Source organism: Burkholderia sp. BE12, assembly GCF_002959955.1.
Lineage (GTDB): Bacteria > Pseudomonadota > Gammaproteobacteria > Burkholderiales > Burkholderiaceae > Burkholderia.
This window is the reverse complement of sequence record NZ_PREY01000013.1, coordinates 90,480-116,382: the sequence shown is the minus strand read 5'-3', so window position 1 is coordinate 116,382 and position 25,903 is coordinate 90,480. Positions and strand designations below refer to the sequence as shown.

Below are 25,903 nucleotides of genomic sequence, written 5' to 3'. Positions count from 1 at the left end.
GGCGTGCGCGGCGCGAACGGCGCCGCGTGTGCCGTCGGCAGGGTGGCGCGCCCCACGGGCCGCACCCGTGCCGCCTGGAACCACCGGGGGCCGCCGCATGGCGCGCGACGGGCCAATCGCTTCGCGCGCGCCCCGGGCGTTTTCGCCTTTCGTTTCTCCGCAGCATTCTCTCTCTCGATACACGAAACGTATGGATCTCTCGATTGCGGCGATCCTCGCGCAAGACGGCATCACGACCGGCGCCATTTATGCATTGTTGTCGCTGGCGCTCGTGCTGGTGTTTTCCGTCACGCGGGTGATCTTCATTCCCCAGGGCGAATTCGTCGCCTACGGTGTGCTGACGCTGGCCGCGTTGCAGGCGCAGAAATTCCCCGCCACCTGCTGGCTGCTGTTCGTGATGGGTATCGCGTGCTTCCTGCTGGAAGTCGGCGGCCTGATCCGCCATCGCGAACGCCGTCATCAGCTCGGCCGCACGCTCGCGACGCTGGCGAGCCGCTACGTGCTGCTGCCGCTCGCGGTGTTCGCGGTCACGCGCGGCTTTGCCGCGCAACCGTTGCCGATGCTCGCGCAGATCGCGCTGACGCTCGCGATCGTTGTGCCGATGGGGCCGTTCGTCTACCGGCTCGTGTACCAGCCGATTGCCGAAGGCACGACACTGCTGCTGCTGATCGTGTCGGTCGCCGTCCATTTCGCGATGGTCGGCCTCGGCCTCGTGATGTTCGGTGCGGAAGGCTCGCGCACCAACGGATTCTCGGACGCGTCGTTCGCGATCGGCAGCATGACGGTATCGGCCCAGAGCATCCTGGTCGTCGTCACGGCGCTCGTGCTGATCGGTGCGCTCTACGTGTACTTCGGCCGCACGATCGCCGGCAAGGCGCTGCGTGCGACGTCGGTGAACCGGCTCGGTGCGCGGCTCGTCGGCATCGGCACGACCGAAGCCGGGCGGCTCGCGTTCACGCTCGCGGCAGGGCTCGGCGTGCTGTCGGGGATCCTCGTCGGCCCGCTGACGACGATCTACTACGACTCGGGGTTCCTGATCGGCCTGAAGGGCTTCGTCGGCGCGATCATCGGCGGGCTCGTCAGCTACCCGCTCGCGGCCGCCGGCTCGCTGCTCGTCGGCGTGCTGGAATCGTATTCGTCGTTCTGGGCGAGCGCATACAAGGAGGTGATCGTGTTCACGCTGATCATTCCGGTGCTGCTGTGGCGGAGCTTCGTGACGCCGCATGCGGAAGAGGAAGAGGAGTGACGCGATGAAGACGATGGTACGCAACAAGACCTTCTGGCTGTTTCTCGTGGTGCTGTTCGCGCTGCCGGTGCTGCCCGGCGCGCTGCAGGTGCCCGAGTACTGGATCACGCTGCTGAACTACATCGGCCTGTATGCGATCGTCGCGATCGGGCTCGTGCTGCTGACGGGCGTCGGCGGGATGACGAGCTTCGGGCAGGCCGCGTTCGTCGGCATCGGCGCGTATGCGACCGCGTTCCTGACGACGCGGTACGGCGTGTCGCCGTGGCTCGCGCTGATCGGCGGCGTCGTGCTGACGGCGCTCGTCGCGCTCATGCTCGGCGCCGTGACGATGCGGCTGTCCGGGCACTTTCTGCCGCTCGGCACGATCGCGTGGGGCCTCGCGCTGTTCTATCTGTTCGGCAACCTCGAACTGCTCGGCAAGTACGACGGGATCAACGGGATTCCGGCGCTGAACCTGTTCGGCATCCAGCTCGAAAGCGGCCGCAGTCTGTATTTCCTGATCTGGGCCGTGGTGCTGGCCGCGATCGTGTCGGTGCAGAACCTGCTCAACAGCCGGCCCGGCCGCGCGATCCGCGCGCTGCGCGGCGGCGGCGTGATGGCCGAGGCGATGGGCGTGAACACCGCGTGGATGCGCGTGGTGATCTTCGTCTATGCGGCCGTGCTCGCTGCCGTGTCGGGCTTCCTGTACGCGCACTTGCAACGTGCTGTGAACCCGACCCCGTTCGGCCTGAACCACGGGATCGAATTCCTGTTCATGGCGGTGGTGGGCGGCGTGTCGCACGTATGGGGCGCGGTGCTCGGCGCGGCGATCCTCACCGTGCTGCAGGATTACCTGCAGACGCTGCTGCCGAAGCTGCTCGGTTCGGAAGGCAACTTCGAGATCATCGTGTTCGGCGTACTGATGGTGCTGCTGCTGCAGTACGCGCGCCAGGGCGTCTGGCCGTTCGTCGCGAGACTGTTCCCGCGCGGGCCGCGCGCGCATGTGCCGGAGCAGGCCGATCCGCTGCCGCAGCGCGCGAAGCCCGTGGCCGGCGAGCCGCTGCTCGTGGTCGACACCGCGCGCAAGCAGTTCGGCGGGCTCGTGGCCGTCAACGACGTCAGCTTCGACGTGAAAGCGGGGCAGATCGTCGGGCTGATCGGCCCGAACGGCGCAGGCAAGTCGACCACGTTCAACCTCGTGACCGGCGTGCTGAAGCCGACCGGCGGTGCGATCACGTTTCGCGGCGAGCGCATCGACGGGCTGACGTCGCGTCAGATCGTCCGCCGCGGCATCGGTCGCACATTCCAGCACGTGAAGCTGTTGCCGGCGATGACAGTGCTCGAGAACGTCGCGATTGGTGCCCATCTGCGCGGTCATACGGGCGTGTGGCGCAGCATCGCGCGGCTCAATGCGCACGAGGAAGCGCAGTTGCTGGCCGAAGCCGCGCGCCAGATCCGCCGCGTCGGGCTCGAGAAGCACATGTACGACGAAGCGGGCAGCCTCGCGCTCGGCCAGCAGCGGATTCTCGAAATCGCACGGGCGTTGTGCTGCGATCCGACGCTGCTGCTGCTCGACGAGCCGGCCGCCGGCCTGCGTTACCAGGAGAAGCAGCAACTCGCCGACCTGCTGCGGCGGCTGAAGGCCGAAGGCATGAGCGTGTTGCTCGTGGAACATGACATGGATTTCGTGATGAACCTCACCGACCGGCTGGTGGTGATGGAGTTCGGTACGCGGATCGCGGAAGGGCTGCCGCAGGATGTGCAGCAGGATCCGGCCGTGCTCGAAGCGTATCTGGGCGGGGTGGAGTGATGACGGACACGACGATGCCGATTCTCGAGGTACGCGGGCTGGCGGTGCGGTACGGGAAGGTGGAGGCGCTGCACGGTGCTGCCATCAAGGTCGGAGCGGGGCAGATCGTCAGCGTGATCGGCCCGAACGGGGCCGGTAAATCGACGCTGCTGAACGCGATCATGGGGGCGCTGCCGATAACGGGGCATGCGTCGGGCGCGGTCGTGTATCGCGGCAACGATGTCGGCGCGTTGCCGGTCGAGCAGCGCGTCGCGCGCGGGATGTGCCTCGTACCGGAGAAGCGCGAGCTGTTCAGCACGATGACGGTCGAGGACAACCTCATATTGGGCGCATACCGGCGCAAGCAGGCAGGGGAAACGAACTTCCTCGATCAACTCGATCACGTGTTCGCGCTGTTTCCGCGGCTGAAGGAGCGCCGCAGGCAGGCGGCCGGCACGCTGTCGGGCGGCGAGCGGCAAATGCTGGCGGTCGGCCGTGCGCTGATGGGCAAGCCCGACCTGCTGATGCTCGACGAGCCGAGCCTCGGGCTGGCGCCGCTGATCGTGAAGGAGATCTTTCATATCATCAGCGCGTTGCGCGGTACCGGCGTTGCGACGCTGCTGATCGAGCAGAATGCACGGGCGGCGCTGCAGATCTCCGACTACGGCTATGTGCTCGAGACGGGCGAGTTTGCACTGGAGGGCCCGGCGGCCGAGCTTGCGCAGAATCCGCGTGTAATCGAGACCTATCTTGGATTGGCGAAGAAGACGGCTTGATTGCGGGTGCGGTGGGCAGGAAACGGGCGGCGTGTTTCACGTGAAACACGCCGTTTTTGTTTGCGAGGTCGCGCGGGGGCTCGATGCATCGGCGTTTGGGGCGGGGGGATAAGTCGCTCCGGAGTAGTCGGAGGTACTGTGCGGTGCCGCGCAGGCTTGTTCCACCGTCGGCGATGCGTCGCACTTCGGTGGACAAGTCGCGGGACTCCGGCCAGAAATGCTGTGTGGAGTTAGCGCACAGGGGTGTCGTGTCCGGAGTGCCGGGTTGGGCACAGACATCGGTCAGATCAGGCGGTTTCACGCATGCTGGCGTGACGATCAACCAGATTTTGCACAGGCACGACGATGTGCGTAGACGTGCTCGCAGGTACCGCCGAAGCTGCCCGATCCGGCAAATTCCCCTCTCCACAGCAAAAATCGCCGAAATGCACAGACCCTACCATTCGGACGGCCTTCGGGTGAAAAGCGAACCCGCTATAATTCGGCCCATACATTTCTCAGATAGGTTCGTGCGCAGCTCCGCGTACGGAATCCACCATGCTTTTTCCCACAGAATTTGACGTCATCGTCGTCGGCGGCGGTCATGCCGGCACGGAAGCCGCGCTGGCGTCCGCCCGTATGGGCGCAAAGACACTGCTGCTGACCCACAACATCGAAACGCTTGGGCAGATGAGCTGCAATCCGTCGATCGGCGGTATTGGCAAGGGCCATCTGGTCAAGGAAGTCGATGCGCTGGGCGGCGCAATGGCCGCCGCGACGGACGAAAGCGGTATTCAGTTCCGGATCCTCAATTCATCGAAGGGCCCGGCCGTGCGCGCGACACGTGCGCAGGCCGATCGGATCCTGTACAAGGCCGCGATCCGCCACCGGCTCGAAAATCAGCCCAACCTGTGGCTGTTCCAGCAGGCTGTCGACGACCTGATGGTCGAAGGCGACCGCGTGGTGGGCGCCGTCACGCAGATCGGCATCCGCTTCCGCGCTCGCGCGGTGGTGCTGACGGCCGGTACGTTCCTCGACGGCAAGATCCACGTGGGCCTGAACAATTACACGGGCGGTCGCGCAGGCGATCCGGCGGCCGTGTCGCTGTCGTCGCGCCTGAAGGAGCTGAAGCTGCCGCAGGGCCGGCTGAAGACCGGTACGCCGCCGCGTATCGACGGTCGCACGATCGACTTCTCGAAGCTCGACGAGCAGCCGGGCGACTTCGATCCGATCCCCGTGTTCTCGTTCCTGGGCCGCGCGGAGCAGCATCCGCAGCAGCTGCCGTGCTGGGTCACGCATACGAACGAGCGCACGCACGACATCATTCGCGGCGGTCTCGATCGTTCGCCTATGTATACAGGCGTGATCGAAGGGGTGGGGCCGCGCTATTGCCCGTCGATCGAGGACAAGATCCACCGATTCGCGTCGAAAGAATCGCACCAGATCTTCCTCGAGCCGGAAGGGCTGACGACCAACGAGTTCTATCCGAACGGGATCTCGACGAGCCTGCCGTTCGATGTCCAGCTCGAGCTCGTGCATTCGATGCGCGGCCTCGAGAACGCGCATATCCTGCGCCCCGGCTACGCGATCGAATACGACTATTTCGACCCGCGCGCGCTGAAGGCGTCGCTCGAGACGAAGGCAATCAACGGGCTGTTCTTTGCGGGCCAGATCAACGGCACGACCGGCTACGAGGAAGCGGCTGCGCAGGGTTTGTTGGCCGGCCTCAATGCGGGCCGCTATGTGCAAGAGAAGGACGCGTGGTGCCCGCGTCGCGACCAGGCGTATCTGGGCGTGCTGGTCGACGATCTCGTCACGCGCGGCGTGGCCGAACCGTACCGAATGTTCACGAGCCGCGCCGAGTACCGCCTGAGCCTGCGCGAAGACAACGCCGACATGCGCCTGACCGAGATCGGTCGCGAGCTTGGGTTGGTCGACGACGCGCGCTGGGACGCCTTCAGCCGGAAGCGCGACGCTGTTTCACGTGAAACCGAACGCCTGAAGTCGACGTGGGTTACGCCGAAGACGCTGCCGGTGGAAGAGGCGACAGCGCTGCTGGGGAAGGCGATCGATCACGAATACAGCCTCGCCGAGCTGCTGCGCCGCCCGGGTGTGGGCTACGACGGCGTGTGCGGGCTGAAGGGCGGCGAGTGCGGCCCCACGGAGCCGCTGACGGACGATCCGGTGCTGCTTGAGCAGATCAAGGAGCAGGTCGAGATCGGCATCAAGTATCAGGGCTATATCGAACGTCAGGCATCCGAGATCGAGCGCAACGACGCGAACGAGAACACGCGCCTGCCGGACGGTATCGATTACCGCGAAGTCCGCGGGCTGTCATTCGAGGTGAGCCAGAAGCTCAACGAGTTCCGGCCGGAAACGATCGGGCAGGCGTCGCGCATCTCGGGCGTCACGCCGGCGGCCATTTCGCTGCTGATGGTGCACCTGAAGCGTCGCGGCCTGGGCCGCCGTAACGGCACGGCCGCAGAGGCCGCGGAGCAGGGGGGCGGCAGCGTCCCGACGCAACAATGACGGCGCGTCGCGCGCCGGCGGTTAATCGGGACGTACTGGAACAGATGCTCGTCGAAGGTACGGCGGCACTCGACCTCACGCTGACGGATACACAACGCACCCAGCTGCTCGACTATGTCGCGCTGCTCGGCAAGTGGAACGCGGTCTACAACCTGACCGCGATCCGCGACCCGAAGCAGATGCTGATCCAGCACATCCTCGATTCGCTTTCCATCGTCCCGCATCTGCGCGGCCGTACGTCGGCGCGCGTGCTCGACGTCGGCTCGGGCGGCGGGCTGCCCGGTATCGTGCTGGCGATCGTCGAGCCGGGCTGGCAGGTCACGCTGAACGATATCGTGCAGAAGAAGTCTGCCTTCCAGACGCAGATGCGCGCGGAGCTGAAGCTCGCGAACCTGTCAGTCGTCACCGGGCGGGTCGAATCGCTGCAGCCGGGTGTCGAAGTGCCGGAAAAATTCGACATGATCGTATCCCGCGCTTTCGCTGACCTGTCCGACTTCGTTAAACTTGCTCGACATCTGGTTGCACCGGGCGGGTCGATCTGGGCGATGAAGGGCGTTCACCCGGATGACGAGATTGCGCGGTTGCCGGAAGGCAGCCGCGTGAAGCAGACGATCCGGCTGGCGGTGCCGATGCTCGATGCAGAGCGGCATCTGTTCGAAGTGGCCGTCGACGACGCGAATTGAAGGCGCGCAGTAGCGCGCCGTTTGTTTGAAGGTAAAGGGAACACACCAACGATGGCAAAGATCTTCTGCGTTGCGAACCAGAAGGGGGGCGTCGGCAAGACGACGACATCGGTCAATCTCGCCGCAAGCCTTGCAGCGCAGGAGCAACGAGTCCTGTTGATCGATCTCGACCCGCAGGGCAACGCGACGATGGGCAGCGGGATCGACAAGGCCGCGTGCGAAGCGACCGTGTATGAAGTGCTGATCGACGGCGTGTCGGTGACGGACGCACGTGTGCGTCCGGAAGGCGTGACTTACGACGTGCTTCCCGCGAACCGCGAGCTGTCCGGCGCCGAGATCGAACTGATCGGTATCGACAACCGCGAGCGCCGGCTGAAGGCCGCGCTCGAGCGCGTGGCCGACGACTACGATTTCGTGCTGATCGATTGCCCGCCGACGCTGTCGCTGCTGACGCTGAACGGACTGTGCGCGGCGCATGGCGTCGTGATCCCGATGCAGTGCGAGTACTTCGCACTGGAAGGGCTGTCGGATCTCGTCAACACGATCAAGCAGGTTCACGCGAACATGAACCGCGACCTGAAGATCATCGGCTTGCTGCGCGTGATGTTCGATCCGCGCATCACGCTGCAGCAGCAAGTCTCCGATCAACTGAAAGCGCACTTCGGCGACAAGGTGTTCGACGCGGTGATTCCGCGCAACGTGCGCCTGGCGGAAGCGCCGAGTTACGGGTTGCCGGGCGTCGTGTTCGACCGCAATTCGCGCGGTGCGCAGGCGTATATCCAGTTCGGTGCCGAGATGATCGAGCGCGTGCGCGCGTTCGAGGTGTCGTGATCCGGACATGAGCGAAGCGAGGAAGAAAGACATGAACGCGGTACCAAAGAAGAAGGGCTTGGGACGTGGCCTCGAAGCGCTGCTCGGCGGCAGTGCCGATATCACCGAAGCGGTGAAGATCGAAGGCGCACCGAACACGCTCGCGCTCGGCAAGCTGCAAGCCGGCAAGTACCAGCCGCGCACGCGGATGGACGAGGGCAGCCTGCAGGAGCTCGCGGCAAGCATTCGCGCGCAGGGCGTGATGCAGCCGATCCTGGTACGGCCCATTTCATCAGACAAATACGAGATCATCGCGGGCGAGCGGCGTTTCCGTGCCGCGCGTCTGGCCGGCCTCGATGAAGTGCCGGTGCTCGTGAAGGACGTATCCGATCAGGCTGCCGCCGCGATGGCGCTGATCGAGAACATCCAGCGCGAGGACCTGAACCCGCTTGAAGAGGCGCACGGTATCCAGCGCCTGCTCGACGAGTTCGGTTTCACGCACGAACAGGCCGCCGAATCGGTCGGCCGTTCGCGCAGCGCGGTGTCGAACCTGCTGCGCCTGCTGAACCTCGCGTCGCCGGTGCAGACGATGCTGCTGGCCGGCGATCTCGACATGGGGCACGCGCGCGCGCTGCTCGCCGTCGATGCCGCCACGCAGATCACGCTCGCGCATCAGGTGGTCAACAAGCGCATGTCGGTGCGCGAGACCGAGAAGCTCGTCGCGCACACGACCAGGGAAGCGCCGGCCGTGAAGGCGCGTGCGAAGGACGATGGCGGCCGCGATACGCGTCGCCTCGAAGAGGAGTTGTCCGACCTCCTCGCGTCGACGGTGAAGATCAAGCTCGGCCGTCGCGGGCGAGGGCAGGTGCTGATCGACTTCGGGAACCTCGACGCGCTCGAGGGCATTCTCGCGCGACTGCGCGGCAACGTCGCGACCGAAGAGTAACGGGCGACCCATGGAACAGATGGGCACACCGGCGCCGCGCCGGTGGCTCGGCTGGCTTGCGCAGGAACCGGTGCTGTCGGTGCTCGCGCTTGGCCTGATCGTGCTGCAATGGGTGCGTCCGCAACCATTTTCGGTACTCGCCGATCGCGTCGACTGGCAGACGGTCGCGACGCTCGCGGGCCTGCTGATGCTGACCAAGGCGCTCGAGCTGTCCGGCTGCCTGATGTGGCTCGCGCATCGCATCGTGCATCACGTGCATTCCGAACGCGGGCTCGCGATGCTGCTCGTCGGCTTCGCCGCGGTGTTGTCGATGTGGCTCACCAACGACGTCGCGCTGTTCGTGGTCGTGCCGTTGATGGTGTCGCTACGCGCGCTGACACCGCTGCCGTTCCGGCGGCTCGTGATCGTCGTCGCGCTGGCCGTCAATGCGGGGTCCGTCGCGACACCGCTCGGCAATCCGCAGAATCTTTTCCTGTGGCAATTGAGCGGCGTGTCGTTCGGCCGCTTCGTGGTCACGCTCGGGCCGCTCGCCCTCGCGCTGATGGCGCTGCTGCTCGTGCTGACTGCGCTGATGTTTCGCGCGAAACCGCTCGACCTGTCCGGCGACGCTGCCGCCTTTCCCGTACAACGGTTGCATGCGCTGATCGCGGCGGTGCTGTTCGCCGCGTTCGTGCTGCTCGCCGATGCGCACCATCCGCTGCCGGGCCTCGTCGGTGTCGCGATCGTGCTGCTCGCCGTCAAACGCGACGCAGTCCTGAAGATCGACTGGCTGCTGCTGCTGATCTTCGTGCTGATGTTCGTCGTGTTGCGCAGTGCGGCTGCGCTGCCCGTCGTGCACGACGCGATCGCGCACGCGCAACTCGATTCGCCGCTGCGTGTCTATGCCGCCGGCGCCGTGCTGTCGCAGGCGATCAGCAACGTGCCGGCCGCGATCCTGCTGTCGGAGTTCACGCACGACTGGCGCGCGCTTGCATTCGGCGTATCGGTAGGCGGCTTCGGTTTCGCGATCGGCTCGCTCGCGAACCTGATCGCGGTGCGTCTTGCGAAGGAGCCGCGCATGTGGCTGCCGTTCCACCTCGTGTCGATTCCGTTCGCGCTGGTGAGCGCGGTGCTCGGCGCGTGGCTGCTCATGCACGGTTGAGCGAGGCCGGTGCGTGCGGCACAGGTGTGCCGTTCGGGTGACGAGCGGGGCGCACGGCGTTCGCGGCGTTCAGGGCTGTTGATAAGTGCCGCAACCCACAGTCGAACATCTGTGGCGGCGCGACAACTGACTGGATGAATCGATGCGCGAACATCCGGTCGAATCTCGCGGGTCGCGCGCGGTGGTCCGGGCACGGTGTTCCGCTTGTTCCGCCGCGTCGCGCCGGGCCGTTCCTGACGGCTGCACTGCAGCGAATGCGCGGCGGCGGTCGCGCCGCTTCCTCCTGGTCCCCATCGGGCATCGTTTCCCGCCATGCTGCCCGTCACCGGATTTGTTCGAGCAAGAACTACCGCTGCCCGAATCTGACCTTACAACTGTCATCGTACGTCATCGAATCGCATGTTTTTTCCACATGATGACGTGTCGTTTTACGCCGGTTTTTATCACGTCTAAAGCCTTGAATCACTTGCAACTATCGCTTACAATCGCCCGGATTTGTTAGCTAGGCACCCCCGAAAGCTTTCGGAAAGTTTGGGGCGGATTGGGAATTTGCGGAAGGTTGCGATGGCGAGTCAGGAGCCGATCGAAGGTCACGACAAGCACAGCGCGCGCCGCACTCAACCGGTGGTCGACGGGCGGCATGCCGCCGACGACGAATGGGATGCCGAGCAGCAAGACAATACAATCGTTCCGCTTACGCGGGCAGAAGCGGAGACGCTGTTCGGCCCGGACGTGAGCCGACCCTCACGGGTCACGCCTTACCGGGTGGTGATCGCGCAAGTGGTCTTGTCCCTGGTTGCAACGCTGGCGTGGTGGCTGTTTTCCTCGAAGCCGCCGGGCGCCGCTGCGCAATCGGCATTCATGGGCGGAGCGATTGGCTGGGTGCCGAGCGCATTGTTCGCGGCGCGTTTGAGGCGAGGCGGTGCCGACACCGTGATGGGCTGGGTGGTCGGTGAAGTAGTCAAGATGGGTGCGACGATCGCGATGTTCGTGGCGATCGCCGTGTGGTATCCCGGTGTGCACTGGGTGCCCCTGCTGATTACGTACCTGCTCGTGCTGAAAACGTACTGGATAGCGCTGGCCTGGCGATAGGCTTTGAAGTCTTGCGCGGTTTGACCGGAACCTGCGCAGGCGCGTTCCCGCAATAGAGTGTTGCGGCGAAGCGGACGACCGATTTTCGACAATTTGGGTGGCACTAACGATATGGCAACCAGCGAAGGCTCGCGTGCTCTGGATCCGTCCGAGTACATTGCGCACCACTTGCAGAATTTCTCCACCGCGCATCAGACGTCGATTTTCGATATCCACGTCTGGAATCTCGACACGCTGTTCTGGTCGATCGTCTGCGGTCTCGCTACGATTCTGATCCTGTACATGGCTGCCCGCAAGGCAACGCCGGGCGTGCCGGGTCGCTTCCAGTGCGCGATCGAGATGATCGTCGAGATGGTGGAAGACCAGTCGAAGGCCGTCGTGCACGGCAATCGTACCTTCATCGCGCCGCTCGCGCTGACCGTGTTCATCTGGGTCGCGCTGATGAACTCCCTCGACTTCCTCCCCGTCGACCTGCCGGGCCGCATCATCGGCGCGCTCGGTCTGTCGGACGTGATTTCGCACCATCGCATCGTCCCGACGGCCGACCTCAACGGTACGCTCGGCATCGCGCTCGGCGTGTTCGTGCTGATGATCTACTACAGCATCAAGATCAAGGGCGCGGGCGGCTTCGTGCATGAGCTCGTGTCGGCTCCGTTCGGTGCGCATCCGCTGCTGTGGATCCCGAACCTCGGCCTGAACATCGTCGAATACGTCGCCAAGACCGTGTCGCTCGGCATGCGGCTGTTCGGCAACATGTACGCGGGCGAACTGCTGTTCCTGCTGATCGCGTTGCTGGGCAGCATGTGGGGCTTCGGCGCGGACGCGTCGGTGCTCGGCTTCATCGGCCACATCCTCGCGGGCAGCATCTGGGCGATCTTCCACATCCTGATCGTTTTGCTGCAGGCGTTCATTTTCATGATGCTCACGCTGGTGTATCTCGGTCAGGCACACGAGTCGCACTGAGCGGCGGGGCAATCAAGCAGGTTTGTTTTTAGTTTTTTAATTCCAGTTCCAAGTCTTTTCACAAAGGAGTGATCATGCAAGCTTTCATCGCCAACATCCAGGGTCTGACCGCTATCGGTATCGGCATCATCATCGGCCTGGGTGCTATCGGCGCCTGTATCGGTATCGGCCTGATGGGTGGCAAGTACATCGAAGCATGCGCACGTCAGCCCGAGCTGATCAACCCGCTGCAAACGAAGATGTTCCTGCTGGCTGGCCTGATCGATGCGGCGTTCCTGATTGGCGTCGGCGTGGCAATGCTGTTTGCATTCGCGAACCCGCTCCTGTCGAAGCTCGCAGGCTAAGGTTCCTCGGAAGCATTGCGCCAGGCATCGCCGGCGCAGGGTGGAACGGATGACGAGCGCCAATCGAATTCAGTTTCGACGCGCTCCTCCTCGTTTCAATTTCCGGAATAGCAGATAAGGAAACACCGTGAATCTCAACGCAACCCTGTTTGCGCAAATGGTCGTGTTCCTGATCCTCGCGTGGTTCACGATGAAGTTCGTGTGGCCGCCGTTGATCAACGCCCTCGACGAGCGCTCGAAGAAAATTGCCGACGGCCTCTCGGCTGCGGAAAAGGGGCAGGCGGAACTCGTGGCGGCGCACAAGCGCGTCGAACAGGAACTCGTGCAGGCCCGCAACGACGGTCAGCAACGCATTGCCGACGCTGAAAAGCGCGCGCAGGCCGTTGCCGACGAAATCAAGGCCCAGGCACACGCCGAAGCCGCCCGCATCATCGCGCAAGCGAAGGCGGACGCCGACCAGCAAATCGTGAAGGCGCGTGAAACGCTGCGCGGCGAAGTCGCCAGCCTGGCCGTCAAGGGCGCCGAGCAGATCCTGATGCGCGAAGTCGATCAAACGGCCCACGCCCAACTGCTGAATCAACTGAAAGCCGAGCTCTGATCATGGCCGAACTTGCAACCATCGCCCGCCCTTACGCTGAAGCGCTGTTCCGCGTGGCCGAGGCGGGTGACATCGCCGCCTGGTCCTCGCTCGTGCAAGAGCTGGCCCAGGTTGCGCGTCTGCCCGATGTGTTGTCCGTCGCGTCGAGCCCGAAGGTGACCCGTGCGCAAGTGGTGGAGCTGTTGCTCGCCACGCAGAAGTCGCCGCTCGCGGCAAGCGCCGAGGCGAAGAACTTCGTGCAGATGCTGGTCGACAATCATCGTATCGCGCTGCTGCCGGAAATCGCCACGCAGTTCGACGAGTTGAAAAATGCGCGTGAAGGCGCCGCCGATGCCACCATCGTCAGCGCGTATCCGCTGAACGGTACCGAGCTCGAAGGGCTCGTCTCCGGCCTCGAGCGCAAGTTCAAGCGCAAGCTGAAGCCGACGGTCCAAGTCGATTCGTCGCTGATCGGCGGCGTGCGCGTGACGGTCGGCGACGAAGTGCTCGACACCTCGGTTCGCGCGCGCCTTGCTTCGATGCAGGCCGCTCTGGCCGCCTGAGCGCCACGCCGGCACGCAACAGAATTGACTATCAGGAGCGAATAATGCAACTCAATCCCTCTGAGATCAGCGAGCTGATCAAGAGCCGGATCCAGGGCCTTGAAGCGAACGCGGACGTTCGCAACCAGGGCACCGTGATCTCCGTGACCGACGGTATCGTGCGTATCCACGGCCTGTCGGACGTGATGCAGGGCGAAATGCTCGAGTTTCCGGGCAACACGTTCGGCCTCGCGCTGAACCTCGAGCGCGACTCGGTCGGCGCGGTGATTCTCGGCGAATACGAACACATCTCGGAAGGCGACATCGTCAAGACGACGGGCCGCATTCTCGAAGTCCCGGTCGGCCCGGAACTCATCGGCCGCGTGGTCGATGCGCTCGGCAACCCGATCGACGGCAAGGGTCCCGTCAACGCGAAGCTGACCGACGCAATCGAAAAGATCGCGCCGGGCGTGATCTGGCGCAAGTCGGTGTCGCAGCCGGTGCAGACGGGCCTCAAGTCGATCGACGCGATGGTGCCGATCGGCCGTGGCCAGCGTGAGCTGATCATCGGCGACCGTCAGTGCGGCAAGACCGCGGTGGCGATCGACGCGATCATCAACCAGAAGGGCAAGGACCTGATCTGTATCTACGTCGCGATCGGCCAGAAGGCTTCGTCGATCATGAACGTGGTGCGCAAGCTCGAAGAAACGGGCGCGATGGAGTACACCATCGTGGTCGCCGCTTCGGCGTCGGATTCGGCCGCGATGCAGTACCTCGCACCGTATGCGGGCTGCACGATGGGCGAATACTTCCGCGATCGCGGCCAGGACGCGCTGATCATTTACGACGACTTGACCAAGCAGGCATGGGCATATCGCCAGATCTCGCTGCTGCTGCGCCGCCCGCCGGGCCGTGAAGCGTACCCGGGCGACGTGTTCTATCTGCACTCGCGTCTGCTCGAGCGCGCGGCTCGCGTGTCGGAAGACTACGTCGAGAAGTTCACGAACGGCGAAGTGAAGGGCAAGAGCGGTTCGCTGACGGCACTGCCGGTCATCGAAACGCAGGCAGGCGACGTGACGGCGTTCGTTCCGACGAACGTGATCTCGATTACCGACGGCCAGATCTTCCTGGAAACCGACCTGTTCAACGCAGGCATCCGCCCGGCAATCAACGCCGGCGTGTCGGTGTCGCGTGTCGGTGGCGCTGCGCAGACGAAGGTCGTCAAGAAGCTGTCGGGCGGTATCCGTACCGACCTCGCGCAGTACCGTGAGCTCGCCGCGTTCGCACAGTTCGCGTCGGACCTCGACGAAGCGACCCGCAAGCAGCTCGAGCGCGGCCGCCGCGTGACGGAACTGCTGAAGCAGCCGCAGTATCAGCCGCTGCAGGTGTGGGAGCTGGCCGTGTCGCTGTTCGCTGCGAACAATGGCTACCTCGACGACATCGACGTCAAGGACGTGCTGCCGTTCGAGAAGGGCATGCGCGAATTCCTGAAGACGAGCCACGCTGACCTCATCAAGCGCATCGAAGACAACAAGGACTTGTCGAAGGACGACGAAGGCGCGCTGCGCGCCGCGCTCGACGCCTTCAAGAAGTCCGGTGCCTATTGATCCGCGAGGGACACCTTGAAGCGGCGCGGGCCGCATAACGCGCCCGCGCCGCTTCGGTCAAGGAGCAAGCTATGGCTGGAATGAAGGAAATTCGCGGGAAGATCAAGAGCGTGCAAAACACGCGCAAGATCACGAAGGCGATGGAGATGGTGGCCGCATCGAAGATGCGTCGCGCGCAGGAACGCATGCGCGCTGCCCGCCCGTATGCGGAGAAGGTCCGCGCCATCGCCGCGCACATGGGCCGCGCGAACCCGGAGTACCGCCACCCGTTCATGGTGGCGAACGACGGCGCGAACACGGCCGGCATCATCCTCGTCACGACCGACAAGGGTCTGTGCGGCGGCTTGAACACGAACGTGCTGCGCGCCACGCTGCAGAAGTTCAAGGAGCTGGAAGAGAAGGGCCAGAAGGTCGAAGCCACCGCGATCGGCGGCAAGGGCCTCGGGTTCCTGAATCGTTTCGGCGCGAAGGTGATCTCGCAGGTCGTGCATCTCGGCGATACGCCGCATCTCGACAAGCTGATCGGCGCAGTGAAGACGCAACTCGATCAGTACTCGGAAGGCAAGCTGTCGGCTGTCTATATCGGGTACACGCGCTTCATCAACACGATGAAGCAGGAAGCGGTGATCGAACAGCTGTTGCCGCTGTCGTCGGATCGTCTCGAGGGCGACAGCGACACGCCGTCCACGGCGTGGGACTACATCTACGAACCGGATGCGCCCGCGGTGGTCGACGAACTGCTCGTGCGTTACGTCGAGGCGCTCGTGTACCAGGCCGTGGCGGAAAACATGGCGTCGGAACAATCGGCGCGAATGGTCGCGATGAAGGCTGCTTCGGACAACGCGAAGACGGTGATCAGCGAGCTGCAATTGGTTTACAACAAGAGCCGTCAGGCCGCGATCACGAAAGAACTGTCGGAGATCGTCGGCGGCGCTGCTGCTGTTTAAGCGCGCGCGGGAATTTGACGCTCGGGAAACTGCGCCTTTGCGCGAGTAAAGAATCAGGTATTTAAAGGAAAAGCGATGAGTACTGCTGCTTTGGTAGAAGGCAAGATCGTACAGTGCATCGGCGCCGTTATCGACGTGGAATTCCCGCGCGAAACCATGCCGAAGATCTACGACGCGCTGACGCTCGATGGCTCGGAACTGACGCTCGAAGTCCAGCAGCAGCTGGGCGACGGCGTGGTCCGCACCATCTGTCTGGGTGCATCCGACGGCCTGCGCCGCGGCCTGGTCGTGAAGAACACGGGCAAGCCGATCTCGGTGCCGGTCGGCAAGCCGACCCTCGGCCGGATCATGGACGTGCTCGGCCGTCCGATCGACGAGGCTGGCCCGATCGCCAGCGACGTGACGCGTTCGATCCACCAGAAGGCGCCGGCGTTCGACGAACTGTCGCCGTCGACCGAACTGCTCGAAACGGGCATCAAGGTCATCGACCTGATCTGCCCGTTCGCAAAGGGCGGCAAGGTCGGTCTGTTCGGTGGTGCAGGCGTGGGCAAGACCGTCAACATGATGGAGCTCATCAACAACATCGCGAAGGAGCACGGCGGTTACTCCGTGTTCGCGGGCGTGGGCGAGCGTACCCGTGAAGGGAACGACTTCTACCACGAAATGAAGGACTCGAACGTTCTCGACAAGGTCGCGCTCGTGTACGGCCAGATGAACGAGCCGCCGGGCAACCGTCTGCGCGTCGCGCTGACCGGCCTGACGATGGCCGAGCACTTCCGTGACGAAGGCCTCGACGTGCTGTTCTTCGTCGACAACATCTACCGTTTCACGCTGGCCGGTACCGAAGTGTCGGCACTGCTCGGCCGTATGCCGTCGGCAGTGGGCTATCAGCCGACGCTGGCTGAAGAAATGGGCAAGCTGCAAGAGCGCATCACGTCGACCAAGAAGGGCTCGATCACGTCGGTTCAGGCCGTGTACGTCCCTGCGGATGACTTGACCGACCCGTCGCCGGCCACCACCTTCGGCCACCTGGACGCAACCGTCGTTCTGTCGCGTGACATCGCTTCGCTGGGTATCTACCCGGCAGTCGATCCGCTCGACTCGACGTCGCGCCAGATCGACCCGAACGTGATCGGCGAAGAGCACTACTCGATCACGCGCGGCGTGCAGCAGACGCTGCAGCGCTACAAGGAACTGCGCGACATCATCGCGATTCTGGGCATGGACGAACTGTCGCCGGAAGACAAGCTGTCGGTCGCGCGCGCACGTAAGATCCAGCGTTTCCTGTCGCAGCCGTTCCACGTTGCAGAAGTGTTCACGGGCTCGCCGGGCAAGTACGTGCCGCTGAAGGAAACGATCCGTGGCTTCAAGATGATCGTCGAAGGCGAGTGCGACCACCTGCCGGAACAGGCGTTCTACATGGTCGGCACGATCGACGAAGCCTTCGAAAAGGCCAAGAAGATCCAGTAAGGGCTTGAGTGAGTCGCATGCTGACGCGTGTCGGCCGGGATGTCAGTCGTCGTTGACTGAGGTTCCGGCCGGCACGTGCCGGCCGCAACATGCTCAACCCGCCGTGCATGAGAGCGCCGCGGGCCGAGAGTAAGCGCTGAAGCGCCAACTCTCGCCAACCACGGCATGGGATCGGAGTAAGCGCCAAAGCGCCGACACCGATCGACAGGAGTCGATATGGCAACCATCAAAGTAGACGTCGTCAGCGCGGAAGAGCAGATCTTCTCGGGCGTGGCGAAATTCGTCGCGCTGCCGGGCGAAGCGGGTGAGCTGGGCATCCTGCCGGGCCACACGCCGCTGATCACGCGGATTCGTCCGGGTGCGGTGCGCATCGAAGTCGAGGGCGGCAACGACGAATTCGTGTTCGTCGCGGGCGGCATTCTCGAAGTGCAGCCGGGCGCCGTGACGGTGCTCGCCGATACCGCGATCCGCGGCAAGGATCTCGACTCGGCGAAGGCCGAGGAAGCGCGCAAGCGCGCCGAGGAAACGCTGCAGAACGCGAAGTCGGATCTCGACCTCGCGAAAGCGCAATCCGAGCTCGCGACCGCGATGGCGCAGCTCGAGGCGATCCAGCGTCTGGCGAAGATTCGCAGCCGGCACTGAGCCGCGCCGCGTATCCCGCGAAAGAAAGCAGCCTTCGGGCTGCTTTTTTTTCGTCTGCGGTTTTCGTCCGTCTTTTTGCGGGCCGGATCGTATCGTCCGGTCGTGCTATTTCACCCGTCCGCCGCGATTCGATGTCAGAGTGTCGTCAGCGGAGCGCGGCATCATCCGCGGTGAGGCTGGCCGTCGCGATCGTTGCGGCGGAGACGGGCGCGGCGCACGCGCGGGCCGATCAGACAAAAACGGACGGAGACATCGATGGCAGCAGACCTTGGCAAGGGGGCGCTGATCGCGCCCGAAAACGGACTGTCGTACGTGCGCGGCGCAACCGACGTGCCGCTATCCGAAGCGACGATCAGCCGGTTCCTGCTCGACACGGCCGGCCGCTTTCCCGATCGTCCGGCCGTCGTGTTCCGCGAGCAGCAGGTGCGGTGGACCTGGCGCGAGTTCGCGAACGAGGTCGACGTGCTGGCCGCGGGGCTCGCCGCGCTCGGGATCGTGAAGGGCGACCGCGTCGGCATCTGGTCGCCGAACCGCAGCGAATGGCTGCTCACGCAGTTCGCGACCGCGCGGATCGGCGCGGTGCTCGTCAACATCAATCCGGCCTACCGGCTGTCGGAACTCGAATACGCGCTGAACAAGGTCGGCTGCAAGGCCGTGATCGCGGCCGAGCGCTTCAAGACGTCCGCCTACGTCGAGATGCTGCAGACCATCGCGCCGGAGCTCGCGAGCGCGACGCCGGGCGACCTGCACGCGGCGCGCGTGCCGAGCCTGCGCACGGTCGTGTCGATGGGCGAGGCGGCGCCCGCCGGCATGTTCCGCTTCGCGGACGTGATGGCGCGCGGGCGCCAGGCCGTCGATCCGGCGCTGCTCGATGCGATCGGCGCGACGCTCGAGGCCCACGATCCGATCAATATCCAGTTCACGAGCGGCACGACCGGCAGCCCGAAAGGCGCGACGCTCACGCACCGCAACGTCGTCAACAACGCGCGCTCGATCGCGATGGCGATGCGTTTCACCGAACAGGATTCGCTCTGCATCCCGGTGCCGCTCTATCACTGCTTCGGGATGGTGCTGGCCGTGCTCGCATGCGTGTCGAAGGGCGCCGCGATGGTGTTCCCCGGCGAAGCGTTCGACCCGGTCGCGACGCTCGCAGCGGTGGCCGAAGAACGCTGCACCGCGCTGCACGGCGTGCCGACGATGTTCATTGCGGAGCTCGATCATCCGGAATTCGCGAAATTCGACCTGTCGACGCTGCGCACCGGGATCATGGCAGGCTCGCCGTGCCCGATCGAGACGATGAAGCGCGTCGTGTCGCAGATGCATCTTTCCGAAATCACGATCGCGTACGGGATGACGGAGACGAGCCCCGTGTCGTTCCAGAGCTCGACCGACGATCCGCTGGAAAAGCGCACGACGACGGTCGGCCGCATCCAGCCGCATCTCGAAGTGAAGATCGTCGATCCGGCCGGCGACATCGTGCCGGTCGGCGCGACGGGCGAGCTGTGCACGAAGGGCTATTCGGTGATGCTCGGCTACTGGGACGACGACTCAAAGACGCGCGAGGTGCTGATCGACGGCTGGATGCATACGGGCGACCTCGCGACGCTCGACGAGGACGGCTACTGCAACATCGTCGGCCGCCTGAAGGACATGGTGATTCGCGGCGGCGAGAACGTCTATCCGCGCGAGATCGAGGAATTCCTGTTCCGGCATCCGAAGATCCAGAGCGCACAGGTATTCGGCGTGCCCGATGCGAAGTACGGCGAGGAGCTGTGCGCGTGGATCGTGCTGCGCGCGGACGAGCAGATGACCGAGGACGACGTGCGCGCGTTCTGCAACGGGCAGATCGCGCACTACAAGATTCCGCGCTATATCCGCTTCGTCGACGAACTGCCGATGACGGTGACGGGCAAGGTGCAGAAGTTCGTGATGCGCGACCGGATGATCGAGGAGCTGAAGCTCGACGTGCAGAAGACCGCTTGAAGCGGGACGATGCGCGAAAATGCGGGAGGAACATGGCGGCCTGCGGGCCGATCATGCAGGTCGCTACGTTTTCGATGGACGAAAAAAAGCGGGCTTATTAGCCCGCTAAAAACCACACGCTACGGGGTTAGCGCGAGGAGACCAAAGATGAAACCGTGTCCGGCGGGGAGCCGGAAACGACTCCAACAGGGATGCCCCTCGGAAGGGCTTCGGTACGTGACCGACTGGCTCGCAGCGCTTCGCGTCCGCTCACACTTGGCACACGAGACCGCATCCGTGTTGAAACCGTTGAGGCCCATTGTGGGCGAATTAATGACCCGTCGCGGTAACAAAGTGTTTCAGGTTGTAACGCCCGCCAGATAAGGCTTTCCGGGATTTTTTGCTGTTTTCGGGGTCCTGAAAAAGGTCATTTTTACCCATATTTTCCGCCGCGTTTTCAAGGTATGCGCGCGATGCGTTTTTCACGTGTCTCGGGCGCGATGAATTGCCGATTTTCACGCGAGAAAGTGCATGGCGCGATCGATACTGCGCATTACGATTCATTCGTCAGAAAGATTTTGAAACGTGATCGATACGCGCGAAAGTCGGCCGTTCGGCCAATCCGACGGGTTTTGCACCGAGAGCGGGCGCCGCGGCGCGAAGGGAAGATGTAACGGCGGCATGCCGGCCGCCGCCGAGACGAGCGATCGCCGCCCGGCCGCCGCGGGGTCGGTGCCCGCGATCGGCCGCCATGGCGCAGGCCCGCTTACTTCAGCCACTTGTCCGAAATTGCCTGATATTCACCGGTGGACAGCGCAAGATGCAGCCATTGGTCGACGTACTGCTGGAACACGACGTCGCCGCGCGGCACCATGTACGCCTTCTCGCCGAACTGGAACGGTTTGTCCGGGTGCACCGAGCAGAGGCCCGGATTCAGCTTTTGCTGCAACAGCGTCTCGGATGCATCCGTCACCATCACGTCGGCCTTGCCCGCGAGGATCTGCTTGAAGATCGTCACGTTGTCCGAATAGACGGCCAGCTTCGCGTGCGCGAAGAACTGCTTCGCGAAGCGCTCGTTGGTGCCGCCCGGATTCACGATCACGCGCGTCTCGGGCCGGTCGATCTGCGCGACGGTCTGGTACTTGTCGGCATCCGCGCAGCGCACGATCGGCGTCTTGCCGTCGACCACGTACGGCTGCGTGAAAAACACGCGCTTCTGGCGCTCGAGCGTCGTCGACACGCCGCCTACCGCGATGTCGCACTTCGCGACGAAGTCGTTGGCGAGGTTCGACCAGCTCGTCTTCACGTAGTCGGTCTTCACGCCGAGCGATTTCGCGAGCGATTCCGCCATGTCGATGTCGATGCCCTCGAAGCGGCCGTCCGCCCGGTAGTACGAATACGGCTTGTAGTCGCCCGTCGTGCACACGCGCAGCGCGCCGCGCGCGAGCACGTCGTCGAGCCGCGAGCCGGCGGCCGGCGCGGTCGTGGCGGTGCCGGCCGCGGTCTGCGCGTGCGCGGCGGTGCAGCACAGCAACGCGGCTGCGGCGAGCGTGGCGAATGTCTTCATCGGTCTCCTCCTTCGTTCGGTTCGATATGAGCGTCCGATCATAACGGAGCCATCGCGCGCGTCATATGGCCGCCATCGCATCGGCATGCGCAGTCCGATCGCGGCTGTCCGGTAAAATGCCGCTTTGCCTTCGCATCGTCGCTCCTACCGTGGCCCATAACCTGCTCAACGACACCTTCCTGCGTGCGCTTCTGCGCGAGCCGACCGACTACACGCCGATCTGGCTGATGCGCCAGGCCGGCCGCTACCTGCCCGAATACAACGCGACGCGCGCGCGCGCCGGCAGCTTCCTCGGCCTCGCGAAGAATCCCGACTACGCGACCGAAGTGACGCTGCAGCCGCTCGAGCGCTTTCCGCTCGACGCCGCGATCCTGTTCTCGGACATCCTGACCATTCCCGACGCGATGGGGCTCGGCCTCGACTTCCAGGTCGGCGAAGGGCCGAAGTTCGCGCATCCGGTGCGCACCGAGGCCGACGTCGCGAAGCTCGCGGTGCCGGACATCGAGGAGACGCTCGGCTACGTGACGGGCGCCGTGCGCGAGATCCGCCGCGCGCTCACCGACGGCCAGGGCCGTCAGCGCGTGCCGCTGATCGGTTTCTCGGGCAGCCCGTGGACGCTCGCGTGCTACATGGTCGAAGGCGGCGGCTCGGACGATTTCCGCACGGTGAAGTCGATGGCGTATTCGCGCCCCGACCTGATGCACCGGATCCTCGACGTGAACGCGCAGGCGGTGGCTGCGTACCTGAACGCACAGATCGAAGCGGGCGCGCAGGCCGTGATGATCTTCGATACGTGGGGCGGCGCGCTGGCCGACGGCGCGTACCAGCGCTTCTCGCTCGATTACATCCGCCGCGTGGTGTCGCAGCTCAAGCGCGAGCACGACGGCGAGCGCGTGCCGGTGATCACGTTCACGAAGGGCGGCGGGCTGTGGCTCGAGGAGATCGCGGCGACCGGCGTCGACGCGGTCGGGCTCGACTGGACGGTCAACCTCGGCGCCGCGCGCGAGCGCGTCGCGGGGCGCGTGGCGCTGCAGGGCAACCTCGATCCGACGATCCTGTTCGCGCCGCCGGCGGCGGTGCGCGAACAGGCGCGCGCGGTGCTCGACAGCTACGGCAACCATCCGGGCCACGTGTTCAACCTCGGGCACGGTATTTCGCAATTCACGTCGCCCGATCACGTCGCCGAACTCGTCGACGAAGTGCATACCCACAGCCGCGCGATCCGTAGCGGAACGGCGAGCTGAACGCAAGCGCCGCCATGCTGCGTTGCGGAATGACGGTGTTTCGTTTCTGAAACTAAACAAGACGCAACCCCGCTCCCGTTGCCGATTCGGTGCTTGTCAAGACTTGACTTATACACATTTTCCACGTTGCAGCGCGGTAGAGCCCCGTATCGGTCAATTTATCTCGCTATGGTTAGGTAATTTGAATAGCAGCCTTATGGAATAAGGCTTCGCGGGGCCCCGCGGCAAGCGGCGAAAAACAGCGGAAAGCGCGGCCCCGCGCGCGTTGCGGCCGTTGAGCGGCGAGTTCTCAACAAAGTTATCCACAGGCTGTGGCAGGGTATACGGCGATTCCTAATGCGAATCCAAAACTTAGCGCCGAATCTGAAGTTTTACTTTAAGTTCGCCGTCGCGGTGCGGGCGAGGATGCAAGCCGTCTGTCCGCCGCATGCCGCCGCTGCCGGAGCATGTCGATGAGCGGCACCTACCTGCGCGTGGCGCTCGACCATCCGCTCGCGACCCTGTTCGACTACCGCTGCGACGTGCAGCCGGCGCCCATGCCCGGCACGCTCGTGCAGGTGCCGTTCGGCAAGCGGCAGGCCGTCGGGCTCGTCTGCGAAGTCACCACTCACACCGATGTGCCGCCGTCGCGGCTGCGCGCGGTCGATGCGATCTGCGCCGACCTGCCGCCCTTGTCGGCCGACTGGCTCGCGCTCGTGTCGTTCGCCGCCGACTACTATCAGCGCGGGCGCGGCGAAGTCGCGTTGCCGGCGCTGCCGCAGGCGTTGCGCGACGCCGGGCGCTGGGGGCGGCTGCTCGCGCCGGAAGTACGCTACCGGCCGACCGAAGCCGGCCGCGCGGCGCTGCCCGATGCGTTGCCCGCGCGCGGCGCCGCGCTGCGCCGGCTCGCGCAGGCGCTCGTCGATACCGGCTCGCTGACGCTGCCCGACGCGCGTGCGCTGCATCCGAAGGCGGCCGCGACGCTCGACGACTGGGCGGCGCGCGGCTGGGTGGACGTCGAGGAGATCGGCTGGGCCGATGCGCCTGTGACCAAACCTGTGGATAACCTGTCGACAAACGGTGGACGCGCTGTGCCGCCGGCGTTGACGGACCAGCAGGCCGAGGCGCTCGACGCGCTCCGCGCCGCGCAGGGGTTCGCGCCATTCCTGCTGCACGGCGTGACGGGCAGCGGCAAGACCGAGGTCTATCTGCATGCGCTCGCGTCGCTGCTCGACGCGCGGCCGGACGCGCAGGCGCTCGTGCTCGTGCCCGAAATCAACCTGACGCCGCAATTCGAGGCCGCGTTTCGCGCACGCTTCGCGGGCGCGCTCGCCGACGATGCGATCGTCACGCTGCACAGCGGGCTTGCCGAAGGCGAGCGGGCGCGCAACTGGCTCGCCGCGCACACGGGCCGTGCGCGGATCGTGCTCGGCACGCGCCTCGCGGTGCTCGCGTCGATGCCGACGCTCGCGTTGATCGTCGTCGACGAAGAGCACGAGCCCGCGTACAAGCAGCAGGAAGGGCTGCGCTATTCGGCGCGCGACCTGGCCGTGTGGCGCGCGAAACAGCTCGGCATCACGGTCGTGCTCGGCTCGGCCACGCCGTCGCTCGAAACCTGGTGGCAGGCCGAGCAGGGGCGCTACACGCGGCTCACGCTGTCGCGCCGCGCGGTGGCCGACGCGACGCTGCCGACCGTGCGGCTGATCGACCTCGAAGAAGAGCGGCGGCGCGGGCGCGCGTCGATGGGCGGGCTGTCGGGGCCGCTCGTCGCGGCGCTGAAGGCGCGGCTCGAACGCGGCGAACAGAGCCTCGTGTTCCTGAACCGGCGCGGTTACGCGCCGCAGCTCGCGTGCGACGCATGCGGCTGGGTGGCCGGCTGTCCGCGCTGCAGCGCCTACGTCGTGCTGCACAAGCCCGAGCACGCGCTGCGCTGCCATCACTGCGGCTGGGAAGCGCGCATTCCGCGGTCGTGCCCCGAGTGCGGGAACGTCGATATCGCGCCGCTCGGACGCGGGACGCAGCGCATCGAGGAGGCGCTCGCCGAGGCCGTGCCGGGCGCGCGGATTCTGCGGATCGACGCGGACAGCACGCGCCGCAAGGGCAGTGCGCAGGCACTGTTCTCGGACGTGCACGCGGGCGAAGTCGACATCCTGGTCGGCACGCAGATGATCGCGAAGGGGCACGATTTCCAGCGCGTGTCGCTCGTCGGCGTGCTCAATGCCGATACCGCGCTGTTCTCGCACGACTTCCGCGCGAGCGAGCGGCTGTTCGCGCAACTGATGCAGGTGAGCGGTCGCGCGGGGCGTGCCGGGCTGCCGGGCGAGGTGATGGTGCAGACGCGCTACCCGCGTCACGCGCTGTACCACGCGCTCGGGCGGCAGGACTACGTGGGCTTCGCGAATTCGACGCTCGGCGAGCGTCGCGACGCGCACCTGCCGCCGTTCGTCTACCAGGCGCTGCTGCGCGCCGAAGGCCGCACGCTCGACGCGGCGCTCGCGTTCCTGCTGCAGGCCGCGGCCGCGTTGCCGGGGCTGCCGGGCGCCGATCGTGTGACCGTGTACGACGCGGTGCCGATGACGATCGTGAAGGTCGCGAACGTCCACCGCGCGCAACTGCTGCTCGAAAGCGCGTCGCGGGCGGCGCTGCAGCATGCGCTGCGCGCATGGCTGCCGGAGCTGCGCGCGCTGAAGGGCGTGTTGCGGTGGAGCGTCGAGGTCGATCCGCTGGATATCTGAGCGGCGTGGCCGAGGGCGCCGTGTGGGCCGCTGCCGGAAGCCAGGAGGCCAGGAAGCCCGGGAGCCCGGGAGCCAGGGAGCCAGGGAGCCAGGGAGCCAGGGAGCCAGGGAGCCAGGGAGCCAGGGAGCCCGGAAGCCCGGAAGCCCGGAAGCCCGGAAGCCCGGAAGCCCGGAAGCCCGGAAGCCCGGAAGCCCGGAACCGTCTTCCGCCGTCGCGTGCCCGACGCCGGCACCGCACCACATCACCCCAGTGCAACCCGTTTTCGGTCGCTTTAGCGCATGCCGAGGGTTGCACACGCCCGCCGAACCGGCGCGATCAGGGAAAACACCGATCCCGAGACCACGGGCAACCCC

Annotated in this window: 21 protein-coding genes; 20 read left to right on the top strand and 1 reads right to left on the bottom strand. The window is 65.1% G+C overall.

Going from position 1 to position 25,903, the window contains the following annotated elements; genetic code table 11:
* The first annotated feature begins 190 nt into the window (after positions 1 to 190).
* From C4B30_RS16800 to C4B30_RS16710, 18 genes are all read left to right on the top strand, one after another.
* Positions 191 to 1,246 (top strand): branched-chain amino acid ABC transporter permease, encoded by a 1,056-nt coding sequence (locus tag C4B30_RS16800; protein ID WP_105132716.1) that lies wholly within the window; start codon positions 191 to 193, stop codon positions 1,244 to 1,246.
* A 4-nt stretch (positions 1,247 to 1,250) separates the two neighbouring features.
* Positions 1,251 to 3,035 carry a branched-chain amino acid ABC transporter ATP-binding protein/permease gene (locus tag C4B30_RS16795; RefSeq protein ID WP_105132715.1) on the top strand — a complete coding sequence of 595 codons (1,785 nt, stop codon included), beginning with the start codon at positions 1,251 to 1,253 and terminating at the stop codon, positions 3,033 to 3,035.
* The gene (locus C4B30_RS16790; protein WP_105132714.1) at positions 3,035 to 3,790 is read left to right on the top strand and encodes an ABC transporter ATP-binding protein; all 756 of its coding nucleotides are present in this window, start codon (positions 3,035 to 3,037) and stop codon (positions 3,788 to 3,790) included. The genes C4B30_RS16795 and C4B30_RS16790 overlap by 1 nt, the downstream gene beginning before the upstream one ends.
* Before the next feature lie 537 nt (positions 3,791 to 4,327).
* A complete protein-coding gene (mnmG, locus tag C4B30_RS16785; RefSeq protein ID WP_105132713.1) occupies positions 4,328 to 6,298 on the top strand; it encodes a tRNA uridine-5-carboxymethylaminomethyl(34) synthesis enzyme MnmG in 1,971 nt (656 codons plus the stop codon).
* Positions 6,295 to 6,981 (top strand): 16S rRNA (guanine(527)-N(7))-methyltransferase RsmG, encoded by a 687-nt coding sequence (gene rsmG, locus C4B30_RS16780; protein WP_105132712.1) that lies wholly within the window; start codon positions 6,295 to 6,297, stop codon positions 6,979 to 6,981. Before mnmG ends, rsmG begins: the two co-directional genes overlap by 4 nt.
* Before the next feature lie 51 nt (positions 6,982 to 7,032).
* Entirely contained in the window at positions 7,033 to 7,812 is a 780-nt protein-coding gene (locus C4B30_RS16775; protein WP_027783158.1) for a ParA family protein, read from the top strand.
* A 31-nt stretch (positions 7,813 to 7,843) separates the two neighbouring features.
* Positions 7,844 to 8,737: a ParB/RepB/Spo0J family partition protein gene (locus C4B30_RS16770; RefSeq protein WP_027783159.1), complete on the top strand. Its 894-nt coding sequence runs from the start codon at positions 7,844 to 7,846 to the stop codon at positions 8,735 to 8,737.
* Between the two features lie 10 nt (positions 8,738 to 8,747).
* Entirely contained in the window at positions 8,748 to 9,878 is a 1,131-nt protein-coding gene (locus C4B30_RS16765) for an SLC13 family permease (protein WP_105132711.1), read from the top strand.
* A gap of 564 nt (positions 9,879 to 10,442) precedes the next feature.
* Positions 10,443 to 10,970, top strand: a complete 528-nt coding sequence (locus C4B30_RS16755) for an ATP synthase subunit I (protein ID WP_105132710.1) — start codon at positions 10,443 to 10,445, stop codon at positions 10,968 to 10,970.
* Between the two features lie 111 nt (positions 10,971 to 11,081).
* Positions 11,082 to 11,933, top strand: a complete 852-nt coding sequence (gene atpB / locus C4B30_RS16750; RefSeq protein WP_027783162.1) for a F0F1 ATP synthase subunit A — start codon at positions 11,082 to 11,084, stop codon at positions 11,931 to 11,933.
* 74 nt (positions 11,934 to 12,007) lie between these two features.
* On the top strand, positions 12,008 to 12,277 hold the full coding sequence (atpE, locus tag C4B30_RS16745; RefSeq protein WP_025990054.1) for a F0F1 ATP synthase subunit C: 270 nt from the start codon (positions 12,008 to 12,010) through the stop codon (positions 12,275 to 12,277).
* Positions 12,278 to 12,404: 127 nt separating this feature from the next.
* Complete coding sequence (locus C4B30_RS16740; protein WP_027783163.1) at positions 12,405 to 12,875, top strand: F0F1 ATP synthase subunit B; 471 nt, start codon at positions 12,405 to 12,407, stop codon at positions 12,873 to 12,875.
* 2 nt (positions 12,876 to 12,877) lie between these two features.
* On the top strand, positions 12,878 to 13,417 hold the full coding sequence (locus C4B30_RS16735; RefSeq protein WP_027783164.1) for a F0F1 ATP synthase subunit delta: 540 nt from the start codon (positions 12,878 to 12,880) through the stop codon (positions 13,415 to 13,417).
* Positions 13,418 to 13,461: 44 nt separating this feature from the next.
* Entirely contained in the window at positions 13,462 to 15,003 is a 1,542-nt protein-coding gene (gene atpA / locus C4B30_RS16730) for a F0F1 ATP synthase subunit alpha (protein WP_027783165.1), read from the top strand.
* A 71-nt stretch (positions 15,004 to 15,074) separates the two neighbouring features.
* Positions 15,075 to 15,950 (top strand): F0F1 ATP synthase subunit gamma, encoded by an 876-nt coding sequence (atpG, locus tag C4B30_RS16725; protein WP_027783166.1) that lies wholly within the window; start codon positions 15,075 to 15,077, stop codon positions 15,948 to 15,950.
* 75 nt (positions 15,951 to 16,025) lie between these two features.
* The gene (atpD, locus tag C4B30_RS16720; RefSeq protein ID WP_027783167.1) at positions 16,026 to 17,420 is read left to right on the top strand and encodes a F0F1 ATP synthase subunit beta; all 1,395 of its coding nucleotides are present in this window, start codon (positions 16,026 to 16,028) and stop codon (positions 17,418 to 17,420) included.
* Positions 17,421 to 17,636: 216 nt separating this feature from the next.
* Positions 17,637 to 18,062 (top strand): F0F1 ATP synthase subunit epsilon, encoded by a 426-nt coding sequence (locus tag C4B30_RS16715; RefSeq protein ID WP_027783168.1) that lies wholly within the window; start codon positions 17,637 to 17,639, stop codon positions 18,060 to 18,062.
* A gap of 255 nt (positions 18,063 to 18,317) precedes the next feature.
* Positions 18,318 to 20,045, top strand: coding sequence for an AMP-binding protein (locus tag C4B30_RS16710; RefSeq protein ID WP_105132709.1), 1,728 nt, complete (start codon positions 18,318 to 18,320; stop codon positions 20,043 to 20,045).
* 745 nt (positions 20,046 to 20,790) lie between these two features.
* Here C4B30_RS16710 and C4B30_RS16695 read toward each other — a convergent pair.
* Complete coding sequence (locus C4B30_RS16695) at positions 20,791 to 21,591, bottom strand: transporter substrate-binding domain-containing protein (RefSeq protein ID WP_105132707.1); 801 nt, start codon at positions 21,589 to 21,591, stop codon at positions 20,791 to 20,793.
* Between the two features lie 149 nt (positions 21,592 to 21,740).
* On the opposite strand from C4B30_RS16695, the gene hemE reads away from it, so the two are divergent.
* Positions 21,741 to 22,835 (top strand): uroporphyrinogen decarboxylase, encoded by a 1,095-nt coding sequence (gene hemE, locus C4B30_RS16690; protein ID WP_306427300.1) that lies wholly within the window; start codon positions 21,741 to 21,743, stop codon positions 22,833 to 22,835.
* A 452-nt stretch (positions 22,836 to 23,287) separates the two neighbouring features.
* A complete protein-coding gene (locus C4B30_RS16685) occupies positions 23,288 to 25,549 on the top strand; it encodes a primosomal protein N' (protein ID WP_105132754.1) in 2,262 nt (753 codons plus the stop codon).
* The last annotated feature ends 354 nt before the right edge of the window (positions 25,550 to 25,903 follow it).

Bases quoted from the DNA above. Each gene is read 5' to 3' on its own strand.
- C4B30_RS16800 (WP_105132716.1), top strand. From the start codon at position 191: ATGGATCTCTCGATTGCGGCGATCCTCGCGCAAGACGGCATCACGACC.
- C4B30_RS16795 (WP_105132715.1), top strand. From the start codon at position 1,251: ATGAAGACGATGGTACGCAACAAGACCTTCTGGCTGTTTCTCGTGGTG.
- C4B30_RS16790 (WP_105132714.1), top strand. From the start codon at position 3,035: ATGACGGACACGACGATGCCGATTCTCGAGGTACGCGGGCTGGCGGTG.
- mnmG (WP_105132713.1), top strand. From the start codon at position 4,328: ATGCTTTTTCCCACAGAATTTGACGTCATCGTCGTCGGCGGCGGTCAT.
- rsmG (WP_105132712.1), top strand. From the start codon at position 6,295: ATGACGGCGCGTCGCGCGCCGGCGGTTAATCGGGACGTACTGGAACAG.
- C4B30_RS16775 (WP_027783158.1), top strand. From the start codon at position 7,033: ATGGCAAAGATCTTCTGCGTTGCGAACCAGAAGGGGGGCGTCGGCAAG.
- C4B30_RS16770 (WP_027783159.1), top strand. From the start codon at position 7,844: ATGAACGCGGTACCAAAGAAGAAGGGCTTGGGACGTGGCCTCGAAGCG.
- C4B30_RS16765 (WP_105132711.1), top strand. From the start codon at position 8,748: ATGGAACAGATGGGCACACCGGCGCCGCGCCGGTGGCTCGGCTGGCTT.
- C4B30_RS16755 (WP_105132710.1), top strand. From the start codon at position 10,443: ATGGCGAGTCAGGAGCCGATCGAAGGTCACGACAAGCACAGCGCGCGC.
- atpB (WP_027783162.1), top strand. From the start codon at position 11,082: ATGGCAACCAGCGAAGGCTCGCGTGCTCTGGATCCGTCCGAGTACATT.
- atpE (WP_025990054.1), top strand. From the start codon at position 12,008: ATGCAAGCTTTCATCGCCAACATCCAGGGTCTGACCGCTATCGGTATC.
- C4B30_RS16735 (WP_027783164.1), top strand. From the start codon at position 12,878: ATGGCCGAACTTGCAACCATCGCCCGCCCTTACGCTGAAGCGCTGTTC.
- atpA (WP_027783165.1), top strand. From the start codon at position 13,462: ATGCAACTCAATCCCTCTGAGATCAGCGAGCTGATCAAGAGCCGGATC.
- atpG (WP_027783166.1), top strand. From the start codon at position 15,075: ATGGCTGGAATGAAGGAAATTCGCGGGAAGATCAAGAGCGTGCAAAAC.
- atpD (WP_027783167.1), top strand. From the start codon at position 16,026: ATGAGTACTGCTGCTTTGGTAGAAGGCAAGATCGTACAGTGCATCGGC.
- C4B30_RS16715 (WP_027783168.1), top strand. From the start codon at position 17,637: ATGGCAACCATCAAAGTAGACGTCGTCAGCGCGGAAGAGCAGATCTTC.
- C4B30_RS16710 (WP_105132709.1), top strand. From the start codon at position 18,318: ATGGCAGCAGACCTTGGCAAGGGGGCGCTGATCGCGCCCGAAAACGGA.
- C4B30_RS16695 (WP_105132707.1), bottom strand. From the start codon at position 21,591: ATGAAGACATTCGCCACGCTCGCCGCAGCCGCGTTGCTGTGCTGCACC.
- C4B30_RS16685 (WP_105132754.1), top strand. From the start codon at position 23,288: ATGAGCGGCACCTACCTGCGCGTGGCGCTCGACCATCCGCTCGCGACC.